General features: G+C 69.3%; 8 protein-coding genes. 6 read left to right on the top strand and 2 right to left on the bottom strand.

Going from position 1 to position 15720, the window contains the following annotated elements; translation table 11 throughout:
* Window positions 1–269: 269 nt before the first annotated feature.
* Window positions 270–995: a hypothetical protein gene (locus tag WME75_RS34950; RefSeq protein ID WP_437480039.1), complete on the top strand. Its 726-nt coding sequence runs from the start codon at window positions 270–272 to the stop codon at window positions 993–995.
* Between the two features lie 155 nt (window positions 996–1150).
* Here WME75_RS34950 and WME75_RS34945 read toward each other — a convergent pair whose 3' ends face one another.
* A complete protein-coding gene (locus tag WME75_RS34945; RefSeq protein WP_437480037.1) occupies window positions 1151–2005 on the bottom strand; it encodes a hypothetical protein in 855 nt (284 codons plus the stop codon).
* Between the two features lie 1158 nt (window positions 2006–3163).
* On the opposite strand from WME75_RS34945, the gene WME75_RS34940 reads away from it, so the two are divergent.
* The 4 genes from WME75_RS34940 to WME75_RS34925 all read left to right on the top strand — a co-directional run bounded on the left by WME75_RS34940 (window position 3164) and on the right by WME75_RS34925 (window position 12218).
* Window positions 3164–9937 (top strand): RHS repeat-associated core domain-containing protein, encoded by a 6774-nt coding sequence (locus WME75_RS34940; RefSeq protein WP_437480034.1) that lies wholly within the window; start codon window positions 3164–3166, stop codon window positions 9935–9937.
* The gene (locus WME75_RS34935; protein WP_437480031.1) at window positions 9934–10335 is read left to right on the top strand and encodes an SMI1/KNR4 family protein; all 402 of its coding nucleotides are present in this window, start codon (window positions 9934–9936) and stop codon (window positions 10333–10335) included. The genes WME75_RS34940 and WME75_RS34935 overlap by 4 nt, the downstream gene beginning before the upstream one ends.
* A 244-nt stretch (window positions 10336–10579) precedes the next feature.
* Window positions 10580–11191: a DUF416 family protein gene (locus tag WME75_RS34930; RefSeq protein ID WP_437480029.1), complete on the top strand. Its 612-nt coding sequence runs from the start codon at window positions 10580–10582 to the stop codon at window positions 11189–11191.
* 292 nt (window positions 11192–11483) lie between these two features.
* A complete protein-coding gene (locus WME75_RS34925; protein ID WP_437480026.1) occupies window positions 11484–12218 on the top strand; it encodes a TonB family protein in 735 nt (244 codons plus the stop codon).
* A gap of 188 nt (window positions 12219–12406) precedes the next feature.
* On the opposite strand, the gene WME75_RS34920 is transcribed toward WME75_RS34925, so the two are convergent.
* Window positions 12407–14050, bottom strand: a complete 1644-nt coding sequence (locus WME75_RS34920) for a sigma 54-interacting transcriptional regulator (protein ID WP_437480023.1) — start codon at window positions 14048–14050, stop codon at window positions 12407–12409.
* Window positions 14051–14372: 322 nt separating this feature from the next.
* Between WME75_RS34920 and WME75_RS34915 the strand changes: the two genes are divergently transcribed.
* Window positions 14373–15680: a serine hydrolase domain-containing protein gene (locus tag WME75_RS34915; protein WP_437480020.1), complete on the top strand. Its 1308-nt coding sequence runs from the start codon at window positions 14373–14375 to the stop codon at window positions 15678–15680.
* The last annotated feature ends 40 nt before the right edge of the window (window positions 15681–15720 follow it).

Below are 15720 nucleotides of genomic sequence, written 5' to 3'. Positions count from 1 at the left end.
CTGCCAGAGCTGTCTGCGCCTGGCACACGTGGCGCAGCGCGCCGGCGAGCGCGCTCGAGAAAGCCCCCAAATTTCGCGGAGCGGCGATGGAACGGTTGCTGCCAAGGCTGCCAGGGTCGACGCTCGCGTCGAGTCCGCCGCGGCCCTCCGGGACATTGCGCCTCAAGGAGGAGGCGCTCCGGTTTTCCCCTCTACAGCGCTCTCGCGTGTTCCAGGTGCTCCCCATGAGATCTTTTCTTCGCGCATTGACCCGCTGGCGAGCGACTCCCGTGTTCACCCTTGCGCTGCTGTGTCTCCACTGTAGCTCGAGCGTCGAGGCGGGCTCGATGGGCGGTGGCGGCTCCGCCGGCGAGGGTGGCGGGAGTAGCTCCACCGGCGAGGGGAGCGTCGACAGCGCCTCGACCGGCGCGGGTGGCGGCGGCAGCTCGAATGGAGCGGGCGCTGGCGGCTCCACAGGGGAAGGCGGTGGCGGCAGCTCCACGGGGGTAGGCGGTGGCGGCGGGTGCCGCCTGCCGGACGAGCCCGCGGTGTTCGAGATCGGGACCGGCGAGAGCTGCTTCGAGAGCATCGAGGATGGCGCCACGCTCCCGGTGATGGCCGGGCCCCAGGGGGGATACCACCTCTGGTTCGCTGTCGGATGCAGCGATTGCGGCGCGAGGGTCCGCGTGCGGTACAGCGTCAAGGACCCTGCAACCGGGGACCTCTTCCCGTCGGGCGTGCCGCAGGAGGGGATGATCGAGCTCAGCCCCGGGGAGTTCCCGCGCGCGTTCGGGCTCATTGCGTTCCTCCCCGGAAGGCAGTGGGCTCCGGCCGAAGTGCTCGCGGAGGGGACCCACGTGATCCTCGCGGCCGAGGCGCGCGACGACGACGGCTCGACGAAGCACGCGGCGCAGGTGGAGGTCGTCCTCGGCGCCACCGAGGCCTGGGGGCTGCCGTGCAGCGACGATCCGGCGACCTGCGGCGCCCCCGGCGGGGCGCCGTGCTGCAGCGACTGAGCGATGCAGCAGCGGCGCGGCGTGGAGCTCAGGTTTTCCACGAGCCGGCCCGCTCACGCGCGAGCGGATGGAGACCATGTGAGCACCAGCAAGACCCCCACGACCTCTTGACGCCGGCTTGCTCGGGGTCGCGAGCCGAGCGGCGGAGGCGTGGATCAGAAGACGACGGCGCCGGGCGTGCAATACTGGTCGAGGAGGCGCGAAGGCGTCGCCGACACGTTCGCGTCATCCACGTAGTACACGGCCGGCCCGCCGATCGTGTAGATATAGACCTCGTTGTTGAGCGACGTGCCGCAGGTCTGGAGGTACTCCCACTTTCCGGTCTGGGTCGAGGTCCTGGTGGTATAACCCGTCCCGCCGCTGCCGAGCCCGATCGTCACCTGACCGGTCACGGTATAGACCCAGACGCTGAACCGCAGGTAAGCGTTGTTCGGCGGCGGGCTGGCGGCTGTCCAGTACTGCTGGGCGATGCCGCCGTGGGTCGTCGTCGCGGACACGAGGAGGCTGCGCCTGTTGGGCGTGTGCACGACGTCGGTCTTGAGCCATGTCGCGATGGCGCCGTAGTTCAGGTCATTGCTCGTGGCAGGCCAGGAGTCCGCCGCGGTGCCCCAGCCGGCGAACCATGAGGCGCTGGCGTTGCCATGATCGATGAAGCCCGACGGGATGCCGGCCTGCGCGTTCTCGAAGCCGGGGTTATAAAGCAGGTTGACGATCGGGAGCTGGAGGAGGACGAGGGGCTGCGCGCCGCCGGAGCTGACCGCGATCTCTGCGCCAGACTTCCCGACGGGGCTCAGCGTCTGCTGGGCGAGGGCGGCCGCGGCCGGCGCGGTGTTCCGCGCGCCGATGCCTTCGGACGGCTGCGCCTCCGCCGGGGCGCGGGCCGCCTCGGGGAAGGCGGCGGCCTCCTCGACGTCCATGAGCCCCTCTTCGTGAGGTTCGGAGTCCGAGAGGCAACCGACGAGGGCGAAGGGGACAACGAGGCTGCCGAGGATGGCTGCGGTCGATTTCATGATGGGTTCTCTCCGGTCGGGGATTGATTGTTCGACGGGCTGTCCTTCCTCCTGAGCACGCTGCGTGCCGGTGCGGTGGGCGCGGATTTCCGGCGATCTTGAGGGGGCGCTCGTGGAGCGAGCGCCGGAATGGGAGCACGCCAACACTGTTGCTAGAATGCTCCAGGCGCCGGTGTGGAGGCTATGGCCTGGAGGCCATGACCTCCAAGCGCGGAGGCGCGCCCCTCCAGGATGCCGCGCTGAAGGCGCTGCCTGCACGCAAGCGCCGCGCAGATCGTGGACGCGCTGCGCTGGAGCGTGCCGTGGCGCCGCCGGGCGTCGACCCGGCGGGAGCGGGGCGTCAGCCCGGCGGGAGCAGGGCGAGCAGCGCTCTGGCGGCAACCTTCTTGTCGAGGACGAGCACGCTCCGGATCATCCTTGCGCTCCCCGTGAGCTTCTCACCCAGCGCGTCGCCCGAGACCTCGATCCGGTAGGCCAGGAGGCGCTGGGGATAGCGGGAGAGGAGCGCGTCGCAGTCGCGATAGAAGCGGGTGCTGCCGTTGCTCGCGAGAAAGAGGATGCGCGACGCGGCCGAGCTGTCCGACGCCCGCGACGTGGCCGAGCTCGCGCGTCATGGACCGCCATGGCCGCGGGGAGCGCGGGCGTGTCCTGGACGAGCGACGGGACCGGGACGAGCGCCGATGGCGCCGTGAAGGCGTGCGCGTTGACTGGATGCAGCAGACGGCGCGCCGGATTCCTGGACGGTGCCGCCCGGTTCCTGGACGGCCGGGCCCGGTTCCTGGACGGCGCCGCTCGTTTCCTGGACGGCGCCGCTCGTTTCCTGGACGGCGCCGCTCGTTTCCTGGACGGCGCGGCCCGGTTCCTGGACGGTGCCGTCCGCTTCCTGGACGGCGCGGCCCGGCTCCTGGACGGCGCCGTCCGCTTCCTGGGCAGCACGGCGCCCTCGCCGCCAGCGCATTCTTGCTCTCTTCGGGGCTCCCGGTCGAGCGCTCTTGCCGTTCCTCTCGCTCCAGTGCGCTGACGAGCCAAGGGGCGCAGGCCGATCAGCTGATCGAAGCCTCCGTCCCAGAGAGACCGCATCTCCGCCGAACGCAGGTATTCGGGCGGCGCTTGACGTGCGCGAGATATCCATGCGCTCCTTGCGCGAGGGAGGCCGCGATGGCGCTGTTGCTGCGAGGTGTCGTGCGGGCCCTGATCCCGCTCGCGATGTTCATGGTGTGCGTGCTCGCGCAGGCGGGGTGTACGTGCATGCCGGAGCTGCCGCCGGTTCATCCTCACAGCACCATCGCCTGCCGGACGCGCGCCCCGAGCGATCCCGTGAGCGCCGGCCGCGCACCGGGGGTCAAGACCGTCGCTGCCGGCGCCATGGCGGGGACGTTCTCGATCACGAGCACGGGAGAGGCGACATACGTCATGCCGCTCGTCTCGGTCCCGGGACGCGCGGGGGTGGAGCCGCGGCTCGCGCTCCACTACGACAGCGCCGCCGGCGAAGGCGTCCTCGGGGCGGGGTTCTCGATCGCCGGGTTGTCGGCGATCACGCGGTGTCCGAAGACCCTGGCCCAGGACGGGGAGATCCGCGGCGTCCGGTACGATGCGGAGGACGCGCTCTGCCTCGACAACACGCGGCTCGTCGCGGTGGGGCGAGCGCCGGGGATCATCGAGTACAGGACGCTGCCCGACACGAGGGTCAAGGTGGTTGGCCACTACGCTGCGGAAGGGGACGCGCCCGCCGAGGCGCTCTTTTTCGAGGCGATGATGCCGTCCGGGCTCGTCATCGAGTATGGGCACAGCGACAGCGGCAAGCCGCTCGCGCTGGGCGGCGCCCCGCGCGCGTGGCTCGCCACCAAGGCCCGCGACGGCCGCGGTAACGCCATGACGTACGACTACTGCCTCGCCGACGCCGAGGACGGCTTCACTGCGGAGTACGCGCTCGACGAGATCCGATACACGAGCTTCGAGGGAGAGCCGGAGCTCGATCCCTCGCGGGCAGTGCGGTTTGTGTATGCCACGAAGGAGCCGGCCGAGGTCCGGGGTCATTACGCCGGCGGCATGGAGCTTCAGAGCGCGCTGCGCCTCGACGAGATCCAGATGCTCGGGCCGGACAACACGCTTGTGCGGCGCTACGGGTTCACGTACGAGGTGAGCGAGACGACGCGGCGGACGCGCTTGACCGAAGTCGAGGAGTGCGCGGGCGACGGCGTGTGCAAGCCCCCCACGCGATTTCAGTACAGCCGCGGCGAGGCGGGGTTCCAGCGGATCGCGACGAGCGTCGCCAGGCCGACCTCCAGAAAGGCGAGCCCGATGCTCCTCGACATCGACGGCGACGGGCTCGACGACCTCGTGCTCCCGGACACGGTCGCGGGGCTGAGCACGCCCCGAAACCCCATCACCGGCTGGCTCGTCGCGCGCAATCGAGGGCCGGGCGCGGACGTGCCGTACCCGGAGCCGGCGACCCTGGCGCTCTTCGAGGACTGGCCCGTTGTCGACCCGTCGTTCGAGGCCGCCGATCCGGCTTTCCTTCAGCCCGAGCTCGGGACGAGTATCGATTACAACCAGGATGGCAGGACAGATATCCTGCTGCACGACGTTCACGACGCCACCGACACCTGGCATGTGCTCCTGGCCCGGCCGGACCGCACCTTCGAGGTCCACGATACCGGCATCCGCCGGCCGTTCCCGCTCGGCGTCCGTCCTACGCCGCCGGGATTGAGCCTGCCCGGGGGCGCGATGCACCTCGCCGACGTGGACGGCGACGGCGTGCCCGATCTGATCCAGTGTGACGATCACAGCCGCGAGCTGACCCTGAACCCGCTCGACGCGACGTGGCTCGTCCACCGCTGGAAGCCCGAGCGCGACGGGATGCCGGCGGGGTTCGACCGCGCGGGGGAGTCGCTCGAGCCGCTCAACGGGTTTCCCTGCGAGATGGAGATCCAGACGCTCGACCTCAACGCGGACAGCAAGGTCGATCTCGTCGTGGCGACCGTGCTGACGTTCAGCGATGGCGCGATGTTCCCCGCGTCGACGTGGGCCGCGCTCACCCGCCGGCACGACGGCAGCTGGGAAGTGTTCGACACGAAGCTCCCTCAGATCGGGGGGCGCGTCGTATTTCTCGACGTGAACGGGGACGGCTTGCCCGACGCCGTGCAATCCGGCTTCAGCTACCGCGGGCTCCGCACGTACCTCAACACGGGGGCGACCTTCGCCACGCCGGGGGTCGAGAGCCTCGGCCCGGTGGGCTTCATCGTGAGCCTTGCCCCGGAGGACCTCGGCGACAGCCTCGCCCTTGACCCGGCGGAGCTCGGCGCACAGGACACGTTCTTCCAGCTCGCGACCCCCCTGGACTACAACAACGATGGAATGCAGGATTTGCTGATGCCGGTGCCGCCGGGGATGCTGCCGGGCTCATCCCTCGCGCTGCCGTCGTGGGCCGTTCTGCAGGCCACGGGTGCGCGCGACGGGCCGACGTTCGCGCTCGTCGACCCGAAGATCCCGTTCGAGGCGGCGGTCGGGGAGGCCGTCACGCTCGCCGAGCCGCACGGGCCGAGGGTCGGGGATATCAACGGCGACGGGGCCCAGGATGTGGTGCTGCCGATCGACGGCGGATTCACGATCTTCCAGAACCTCGCGGCCGATCAGGATCTCCTCGTCGCCGTGTCCGACGGGATGAACGCGCACGAGCCGGGCGAGCCGGGCTTCGTGCCGAACGTGAGCGTCGCGTACGGCCATCTCACCGACGCCTCGATCACGAACGACACCGCCGCGGGAGATCCGGAGCGGGAGGGCATGCTCTACGTCTCTCGCGACGACGCGGCGAACGACTGCGATTACCCGCGCCGCTGCGCGGTGGGGCCTCGGCGGGTCGTCAGCGGCTACGCCGTCAACAACGGCGCGGACCGGCCGCGGCGCTTCGAGGTGCGCTACCGCGATGGGCGCTACCACCGCCTCGGGCGGGGGTTTCTGGGGTTCGGTGAGCGCATCGTCGTCGATCTCGACACCCGCGCCGGGACGGCCGAGCGGTACGACAATGCCACGTTCGACGAGGATCTCGAGGTCTTCCCGTTCACGGGGCAGGTGAGGCAGCAGCGGCGCTGGGCTCCGGGGCTGCCGGGCCAGCCGAGGCCGGACCGGATCGAGCTCTCGTTCCTCGACGTGAAGCGGACGCTCGTTCCGACGAACGAGGGCGCGAGCTATTTCACGCTCCCGACCGAGCGCCGGACCCGGCGAGCGCAAGGGGTGGTTCCGCCGGAGAACGGCGAGGCGCCCACCGTGGAGGCGTACGTCGAGCAGGTCGCGTCGGGCGACGGGGACGGGGCGACGATCCTGCGCGACACGCTGGCGGAGGTGACGGACTTCGACGCGTTCGGCAACGTGATCACCGAGGAGGTGTCGACCCGCGATGTCGACCTGACGCTCGACATCACGCGCACCTACAAAAACGACACAGAGCGCTGGGTGCTCGGCCAGCTGGCGACGGAGCAGGCGTGCAGCGCGGCCGCGGGGCGCTCGCAGTGTCGCCTGCTCACGCGAACGACGACGGATTATGGCGAGATTGACACCGAGTCCACGGACAGCGACGAAGGCATCCCGGATACGAAGCTCGATGTCGTGTACACGCGGGACGACTTCGGGAACGTCACGGGGGTGACGGCGGACGACGCGTTCGGCCACCACCGGGCGTGGAGCACGACGTACGACCCCGAGGGGATCTTCCCCGAGACGCACGTCAACGCGGCCGGCCACACCACGCGCGTGGAGCTCGATGAGGGGCTCGGCGTGCTCGTCGAGCGGGTCGATCCGAACGGGCTCGTGACCGAGTGGAGATACGACGGCTTCGGCCGCCTCGGGCTCGAGATTCGGCCCGATGGGACGCAGACGACGATCGAGCTGTCGCGCACCAGGGACGGCGGACCGGACCAGGACGGTTGGCGCGTGACGCAGCGGACCACGACGCCCGGCGGCGCCGACGATACGGTCGAATACGACAGCCTGGGCCGCCCGATCCGGTGGTTCTGGTACGGGTCTTTTGTGGAGGGCGCCAGGGACGAGCTTCCGCGCTTGATGCAAGAGATCGCGTACGACGCACTCGGCGAGCACATCGCGCGGCGCTCGGTGCCGGCTCGCGAGGGGACGCCCGAAGGCGAACTCCTGCACGACGCCTACGAGCACGACGCGTTGGGCCGCGAGGTGCGGCACACGACGCCGTGGAACGCGGTCGTGGAGACCGACTACGACGCCTTGCGCGTCGAGGTCACCGATGCGCTCGGTCACGTGACCGCGGTCGAGAAGGACCCGCTGGGGCGACCGGTGGCCGTCACCGATGCGGCGCTGGGCGTCACGCGTTATGGGTACGGCCCGTTCGGCGCGCTGCACGCCGTCACCGATCCGGGCGGCGCGGTTACGACCACGACCCACGACGCATTCGGCCGCGTCCGGCGGCGCGAGGATCCCGATCGGGGCACGACGGTGTCCACGAACGATGGCTTCGGGGAGCTCGTCACCTCGACCGACGCGCTCGGGCGAGTCACGACGTTCGAGTACGATCCTCTCGGGCGCCCCCGAGCGCGCCTGGACGAGCACGGCGCGGAGCGGCGGACAACGACGTGGATCTGGGATACGGCGGCGAACGGCATCGGCAAGCTCGAGGCGCTCGCGAGCCCCGATGGACAGAAGACGTACACCTACAACGCGGAGAGCAATCTCGAGACGGTGACGCTCCGCATCGACGGAGAGAGCGCGGCCCTGGAGAGCAGGCTCGACTACGACGAGTTCGGCCGCGTCGAGACCATCACGTACCCCACGCCGGCCGGCGCGGCGCCGTTCGTGGTGGCCCACGACCACGACGCCCACGGCCACGTGCTCGCGGTGCGCGACGCCGCGACGCGCTCTGCCTACTGGCGCCTGACCGACGTCGACAGCGCAGGCCGCTACCGAGAGGAGGCGTTCGGCAACGGCACCGTCACGGAGCGGAGCTACTTCGCCGACAAGCAACGCCTAGAGAGCCTCGTCACCCGGCGCGGCACGGCCGAGGTGCAAGACCTGTCGTACGACTATGACGCGCGGCGGAGCCTCACGCTCCGGACCGACGCGCTCCAGCCGACGCACCGGACCGAGCGCTTCCGCCATGACGCGCTGGAGCGGCTGACGTGCGCGTACTTCAGCGCCACCGACAGCGCGTCGGTGCCGTGCGCGCTCCGCTACGAGATCGCGCCCGACGGCAATCTCACCTTCAAGTCGGATGTCGGCACGCTCGCCTACGACGACCCGCTGCACCCGCACGCCGTCACCGGCGCGGGCACGGACCGCTTCAGCTACGACGCCGTCGGCCACCAGATCGCGCGCCCGGGCGGCGTGACGGTGCGTTACACGCCGTTCGACCTGCCGGAGACCATCACGCAGGGCGCGAGCACCGTCTCGTTCGCCTACGACGGCGACCAGCAGCGGATCCGCAAGACCACGCCGGACAAGGAGACGCTGTACTTCGGCGATCTGTACGAGCGGGTCACCGAAGCGGCGGCGGGAAGCGCCGAGCATCGGTACCACGTCCACTCGCCGGAGCGGCTGGTGGCGATCGTGACCCGAGGGGGCGCCGCGGCCGGCACGCGCTACGTCCATGTCGACCACCTCGGCTCGGTCGATGCGCTCACCGACGAAGACGGCGACGTGGTCGAGCGGCGGAGCTACGATCCGTTCGGCCAGCGGAGAGACCCGGTGTGGGGACAGCCCGTGCCGGCGTCGTTCTCCAGCGAGACGACGCGGGGGTTCACAGGGCACGAGGGCGATGACGAGCTCGGCCTCGTCAACATGAAGGGGAGGATGTTTGACCCGAGGATCGGTCGGTTCTTGACGACCGATCCGATCGTGCAAGCGCCGCTCTCGGGCCAGAGCTGGAACCCGTACAGCTACGTGCGCAACAGCCCGCTCAACTACGTGGATCCGAGCGGGTTTCAGGAGGAGCCCCAAGCCGCCGGGGGATTGCCAATTTCAGCGGTCCACGGGAGCGACGGAGTCGTCACCCCTTGTGTGCGCGGATGTTCGGTAACGATCCAAGGAGTTCGGCCTGCGAGACCCAATCGCGAGTCCGTGACGGTCATCGCCGCGAGCCCCAGTCGCGAGCCCTTGGAGGTCGGCGCCACGACGGCGCCTGTCGACGTGGGCACGACCGGCACCTCGTCCGGGTACGTGCCGCAGCCGGTGACCGTCTCGCCGGAGCACGCCGGCGCCGGCGGCCCGGGCACCATCGTGGGCCAGACCTTGCTGGGCGCCGCGGAGGGCACGGGCGACCTCGGCTTCGGCATCGCACGGTCGCTGGTGCTCAATGCGCTGACGTTCGGGATCTACGGCGGATACGAACTGGGCGGCGCGCTCTGGCAGGGCTACGAGCAGGACGGGATCCTCGGCGCGCTCAACGCCGTGAACCCGCTCTTCCACATCGGGCAGGGCGCCGCGGACACGGCGCTCGCGATCGACCGAGGCGACTACCGGGCAGCGGGCGCGGCGGGGACGAGGTCGGTGATCCTCGCAGCGGCCACCGTCTTCGGGATGGGGAGGGGGCTGGGGGCGCTCGCGGAGGAGTCGGTTGCTGCGGCAGGGGCCGCAAGGGCGGGAGCGAAGGCGCTGCCGGAGGGGTCCTTCTCAATTGTAGATTGGACGGGATATCCCGCTGGCGCGCCGCGACCCTCCGGTCCGTTTCGGCTGCTCAGTGGCGCTGAGTATGCCGAAGCTCGGAGCGCAGCAAACTATGCGAACCAGGCTCTGCACGCTGCGGACCCCACGCTAAGAGGTCTACAGGTTCACGAAATCACCCCTGTCAAATTTGGTGGAAGTCCCACGAATCTCTCCAATAAGATCGCGGTTACGCAGGCTGAGCACGCGCCATTAACGACGTTTTGGAACCGCATTCGAATTCACATAGAAGGGGGAGCCAACAAATGATTAACATCGATTCACTGGCTGCGCAGCTCGAGCGGAATCCGCCTGCGTTGGCGCGAGACATCGCCAGCTTTGCATCGAATTCACAATTGAGTCTCCCGCCTGGCTACATCGAGTTCATGCGGCAGTCCGACGGTGCCGAGGGGCCGATCGGAAAGAATGGTCGCTATCTGGTCCTTTGGTCCCTGGCGAAAATTTTAGAGCTAAACGCGCAGTATCACATCGATGAATTCGCGCCACACCTGCTCGCCTTCGGATCGGATGGAGGCGGAGAGGCGTTCGCGTTCGATCGTCGGACTGAGCCAGCGACGATTGTTCGAGTCCCGTTCATTGGCCTTGATGAGGAAGTGCATTATGGGAATAGGTTTGATGGTTTTTTGCTCAGGCTAAGCAGAGAATAGTCCGAAGCTCTGCCTTGATTCTATCGAAATGGACCAACCCGAACCATGCTGCTCGTGCACCACGGTATCCCGGATACGAAGCTCGATGTCGTCTACACGCGGGACGACTTCGGGAACGTCACGGTCTAACACCGCAGGCGCTGGCCATCACACGTGCGATCTGTCCGCAGTGTGCAGTGTCGATCGAATCGAGCGGCGGCGTACTGATAAGTCCAACAACAGTCACATGGCCCAGGTGACAACAATGCGAAGGTTCGACGAAGCGAATTTGATCTCTAACCTGGAGCGCTTGCCCGTCCCGTTTCGGGTTGCTTTCGCAGCAGCGTGCGCCGAGCGACAGATGCCAGCCTATCGATTCTTTATAACGCAGACAGAACGAAACCCCACGAACCCTATGGAGATAGCCTTGGAGATGGTATGGGCGGACCCCAACGCAACAAACTGCGCGACCGGCCTCGAGCGCCAGATCGAGGCAATCATGAATCTAATCCCGCAGGAAGATAGCATCGAAGGACCTTGGACGCAGGAGGCCACGAACGCACAGAACGCCGGCATGGCCGTAGCCTACGCCTTGCGCGCGAAGCTGGCTGGCGAAGCGCAGGAGGCCGCATGGGCTGCGCGAGTCGCGTACGAAGCGCTCGATAATTTTATCATCAACAAGGAGAGCGTCGACATGAACACACCAGGCAATGAACTGCGTGTGTTCTCGCATCCACTTATTCAAGCAGAGCTAGGTCGACAGGAGCGAGATATTCGCACTCTACTCGCCGCAAACAATCGAGAAATTGCCAGGGCAGTCCAAGAGATCCGAGATCGAGCAAGAGCCGAAGCCGCCGCGTTCTTCGGACTGAATTGACGAGCACCACACCAATCACAGGCAACAGCAATGAAATCCGTCCCCGTCCACCTGGCCGACCGACCCCGATCCGCTCCGCCGCCCCTGTCGCCTGCTCCCGCGACGCGCCGGATGCATTCCGAATGAGCGCCTTGATTTCTCGCCAGCCGGGGGCCCTCCTTGCAGAAAATTGCGTGCATGCTGCGATCCACTTGCCCGCCCCGAGGTCGATCCATTTCGTCATCCGACCGCCGTGCCCCGAGCGCTACACGGGCGCGACAAGTGGATTTGGACTCGGCTCACACAAGCTTCGATGATAACATCCGCCCGGATGGACCGGCCCACTGGCGTGCGCGCGACGCTTCTCCTCCTGCCCTTGCTGGTCATGACCGCATGCGTGGCCACGACAGCCGCCATGCCAGGTGCCGCGCAACAAGACGCAGCGCGCGAGCCTCCATCGACTCATTTGAGATGGGCCTGTCCTTTCCCCGAGGAGGCAGACAAGAACGGCATCGACACGGCGAGCGTCGTCCTCCAGGCCTCCGTGGAAATTGACGGCTCCGCCCGCTCGGTAACGGTCCTGCACGATCCTGGGAACGGGTTTGGGCAAGCCGCAGCCGAGTGCGCCATGAGGAAGGATTACACCCCAGGAAAGGACCAATCTGGAGCACCGATCGTGGCCGCAACACCGCCAGTCACCGTCCACTTCGTCAGAGGCGAGGCCACGACAGCCTCCATACCCGGTGCCGCGCAACTGGACGCAGCGCGCGAGCCTCCATCGGGTAGTGCGGTGTGGGCGTGTCCTTACCCCGATGAGGCAGACAAGAACGCCATCGACAGGGGCACCGCTGTCATCAAGGTGTATGTGGAGCCCGACGGCTCCGCCCGCTGGGCGGTGGTCCTGCACGACTCTGGGTACGGCTTCGGGGCCGCCGCAGCCCAGTGCGCCGTGAGGAGACATTACGTGCCGGCGAAAGACATATCTGGAGCACCGTTCGGTAGCTGGACGCTGCCAATCACCGTTACTTTCACGAGGGAGCCGCCGTAACCACGGAGGACGAAGCCACCGCCTCTCGCACGGCGAGCCGGCGCCGAGCCGCCTCGTGCGGCGCGATGACGAGCGGCCCAGCGGAGTCCCGGTCTGGCAGCACGCGACGATCGAGCAGGCTGGCCGGCGAGCGGGGGTCCTTCAACTCGTACCCAAAGCGCAGCATGCGCCCGGTCGCTCGTGAGCGCTCAGGGCGGCCGCTTCCGCGGCCGCGGGATGCCATACGCGTCGATGCGGTTGATCAGCGTGCGCAGCGAGATGCCGAGGAGCTTCGCGGCGCGGGTCTGGTTGCCCGCCGACTGCTCGAGCGCCTCGAGGACGCGCTGGCGGTCGACGGCCTTCATCTCGAGCCGGAGCCTCGCCATGGCGTCGGCGCCCGGCGGCGGCGCGGCGGCCTCTGCCGGAGGCCCGGTGCCCTCGGCGGTCTCGCCCTCCGGCCCCCAGCGCGCCGGGGTGGCGTCGCTGGCCGGCGGCGGCGTGGAGCCTCTCGACGGCGGCGGCGCGGGTCCGCTCGGCGGCGGCGTGGAGCCTCTCGACGACGGCGGCGCGGGTCCGCTCGGCGGCGGCGTGGAGCCTCTCGACGGCAGCGGCGGCGAGCCGCTCGGCGGCGGCGTGGAGCCTCTCGACGGCAGCGACGCCGAGCCGCTCAGCGGCGGCGCGGGGCCATACGCCAGGTGCGGCGGCAGATCCACGGGCTCGACCGAGTCCCCCGCGCACAGGACCGCCGCGCGCTCGATCACGTTGCGCAGCTCGCGCACGTTCCCCGGCCAGAAATACGCCTCGAGGACGGCCAGCGCCTCCGGCGAGATGCGGGGCGCGCTGCGCTGCTCCAGCTGCCGGCACGCCTCCTCGAGGAACCTCACGGCGAGCGGGCCGATCTCGGAGACCCGCTCGCGCAGCGGCGGGACGACGAGCGAGATGCCGTTCAGCCGGAAATAGAGATCCTGCCGGAAGGCGCCGCGGGCGATCTCCGCCTCGATATCGCGGTTTGTCGCCGCCACGAAGCGGAGGTCGATCCGGCGGGGCGCGCGGCCTCCGATGCGGAGCACCTTCCGGTCCTCGAGGACGCGGAGCAGCTTCGCCTGGAAGGCGAGCGGCAGCTCGCCGATCTCGTCCAGGAAGAGCGTGCCGCCGTGGGCCGACTCGAGGAGGCCCGGGCGCGCCTGGGTGGCGCCCGTGAAGGCGCTCTTCTCGTGGCCGAAGAGCTCGCTCTCGAGGAGCGACGGCGGCAGCGCGGCGCAGTTCAGCTCGACGTACGGGCCGCTGGCCCGCGGCGAGCGCGCGTGCAGCGTCCGGGCGAGCACCTCCTTGCCCACCCCCGTCTCGCCCAGAATGAGCACGCTGATGAGGCTCCGCGCGGCGCGGGCCGCCTGCTCGTACAACCCCAGCATCGCCGGCGCCCGCACAACGACGCCGGCGGGCACGTGGCAGCAATCGGGCTCCGTGGCTGCTTCCGCGGGCGCGCGGCCGACCACGATCGTCGTCGCGCCGAGGTTGAAGCGCTCGCCGATGCCGATCTCGGCGCTGTCGCGCGAGAGGCGCCGCAGGCGGTGGGTCCGCGCCGTCAGCGCCGGGAGCTGCGGCTCGCCGACGAAGGTGCCGTTGGCGCTCCCGAGATCCTCGATCCGGAGCGGGGGCCCGACGTGGAGGACGGCGTGCCGGCGCGAGACCGAGCGATCGTCGATGCGCACGTCGCACCCCTCGTCGCGGCCGAGGACGACGCAGCCGCGGGGCGGCAAGGGGGCGAAGGCGATCGTGCTGCCCGCCACGATCGCGAGCCGCAGGGGCGTGCAGGAGCCCCGCGCATCGCTGCCGGGAAAGCCTTCGTCCACGAGCACATCCTACGCGGCGCCGCGCGCCGGTTTGCACGAATCATGCAAATCCATGCAGTTCGTCCGGATCGTGCAGGCGGATGCACGATCGGCGCGCCGGTCGCCGGGAGCGGACGCGCGGCGGCGCCGCAAATTGCTGGGTCCGCCGCCCGGCACGCGTCCTGCTCTCTGCTCTGCGACCGCTGAGGACGGCGACGGCGACCTGATCGACAGCGCGCGGAGAGCCTCCAGGCGGCCTCCGCAGCGGCGCGGAGCGCCTCCCGCGGATCGCGGCTCGTCACCTCACGGATCAGGAGCGATCATGTGCATTGAGCATGGACCTTTGAATCGCAGGCGTCTTCTTCAGGGGCTGGGCCACACGGCGGCGGTGGCTGCGTTCGCGCCGTCGATCCTGTCGACCGGGGTCGCCGAGGCGCACGCGCCGACGCACGCGCCGACGCACCCGCCGACGCACGCGCCGAGCTACGGCGAGCTCGTCCCCGGGCGTCCCGAGCGCGCGGGCATGAGCTCGGAGCGCATCGAGGACGTCTTCGCGCGCATCGAGCGCCGGGTGAAGGACGGCCTCTTCCCGGGCGCGGTCGCCCTGATCGCGCGGCAGGGGAAGATCGTGGGGCACCGGGCGTTCGGCACCCGGGTCCGCGGCGAGGACGAGCCGGTCACGCTCGACACGCTGTTCGACCTGCTCTCGATCACGAAGGTCCTGGCGACGGCCACGTCGGCGCTGATCCTCGTGCAGGACGGCGTCCTGCGGCTGAACGATCGGGTCGCCGACTTCGTGCCGGACTTCGCGGCCAACGGCAAGCACGCCATCCGGGTGCGGGACATGCTCCGGTACGCGGCCGGCCTGCCGATGGACGTCCCGTTCCAGGACGATCCGGACTGCGAGCACGTCTGGCGGAGCATGGCCGAGGCGCCGCTCGACTACGTGCCCGGCACGCAGGTGCTCTACAGCGATCTCACCTACCGCCTCCTCGGGCGGGTGATCGAGGCCGCCGCCGGCGTGGATCTCGACACCTTCGCGAAGGAGCGTATCTGGGGTCCGCTCGGCATGTGCGACACGACCTTCAACCCGTCGGCGGCGCTGATCCCGCGGACCGCGGCCACGGGCTACTCCGAGATCCGGGGCCGGATGGTCCGCGGCGAGGTGCAGGACGAGCAGGACTACGTGCTCGGCGGCATCGTCGGCTGCGACGGGGTCTTCTCGACGGCGATCGACATGGCGGTCTTCTGCCAGATGATCCTGAACGGCGGCCGCTACGGCCGCGCCCGCATCCTGAGCCCCCAGGCCGCCGCGGCGATGGTGACCGACCAGACGCCCCAGGTCACGGCGGCGGAGACCGACGTGTCCCCGATAGCGAACCTCCTGTCGACGCCCAAGGGCTACGGCTGGGAGCTCGCGACGCGCCGCTTCTCCAACGGCGGGATGCGCCTATCGAGGGGCTCTTACGGGAAGGCGGGCGGCACGGGGACCTTCATGTGGATCGACCGCCGCCGCGAGCTGTTCGGGATCCTCTTGACCAACCACGGCCTGCCGAATCCGTTCGACGAGATCGGGTGGAACGGGATGCTCGACGCGGTCGGGAACGCGGAGTTCTTCGACGGGATCGTCCACGCGGTCATCGACGAGTGAGGCGGCGCGGGCTGGCCCGGTGAGGGCGTGAGAGGGGCGG

The sequence above is a fragment of the Sorangium sp. So ce1014 genome (assembly GCF_051521505.1).
Classification (GTDB): domain Bacteria; phylum Myxococcota_A; class Polyangia; order Polyangiales; family Polyangiaceae; genus Sorangium.
This window is presented reverse-complemented; position numbering and strand designations above follow the sequence as displayed.

Coding starts and splice junctions, on each gene's coding strand:
- WME75_RS34945 (WP_437480037.1), bottom strand. CDS start 2,005: ATGAAATCGACCGCAGCCATCCTCGGCAGCCTCGTTGTCCCCTTCGCC.
- WME75_RS34940 (WP_437480034.1), top strand. CDS start 3,164: ATGGCGCTGTTGCTGCGAGGTGTCGTGCGGGCCCTGATCCCGCTCGCG.
- WME75_RS34935 (WP_437480031.1), top strand. CDS start 9,934: ATGATTAACATCGATTCACTGGCTGCGCAGCTCGAGCGGAATCCGCCT.
- WME75_RS34930 (WP_437480029.1), top strand. CDS start 10,580: ATGCGAAGGTTCGACGAAGCGAATTTGATCTCTAACCTGGAGCGCTTG.
- WME75_RS34925 (WP_437480026.1), top strand. CDS start 11,484: ATGATAACATCCGCCCGGATGGACCGGCCCACTGGCGTGCGCGCGACG.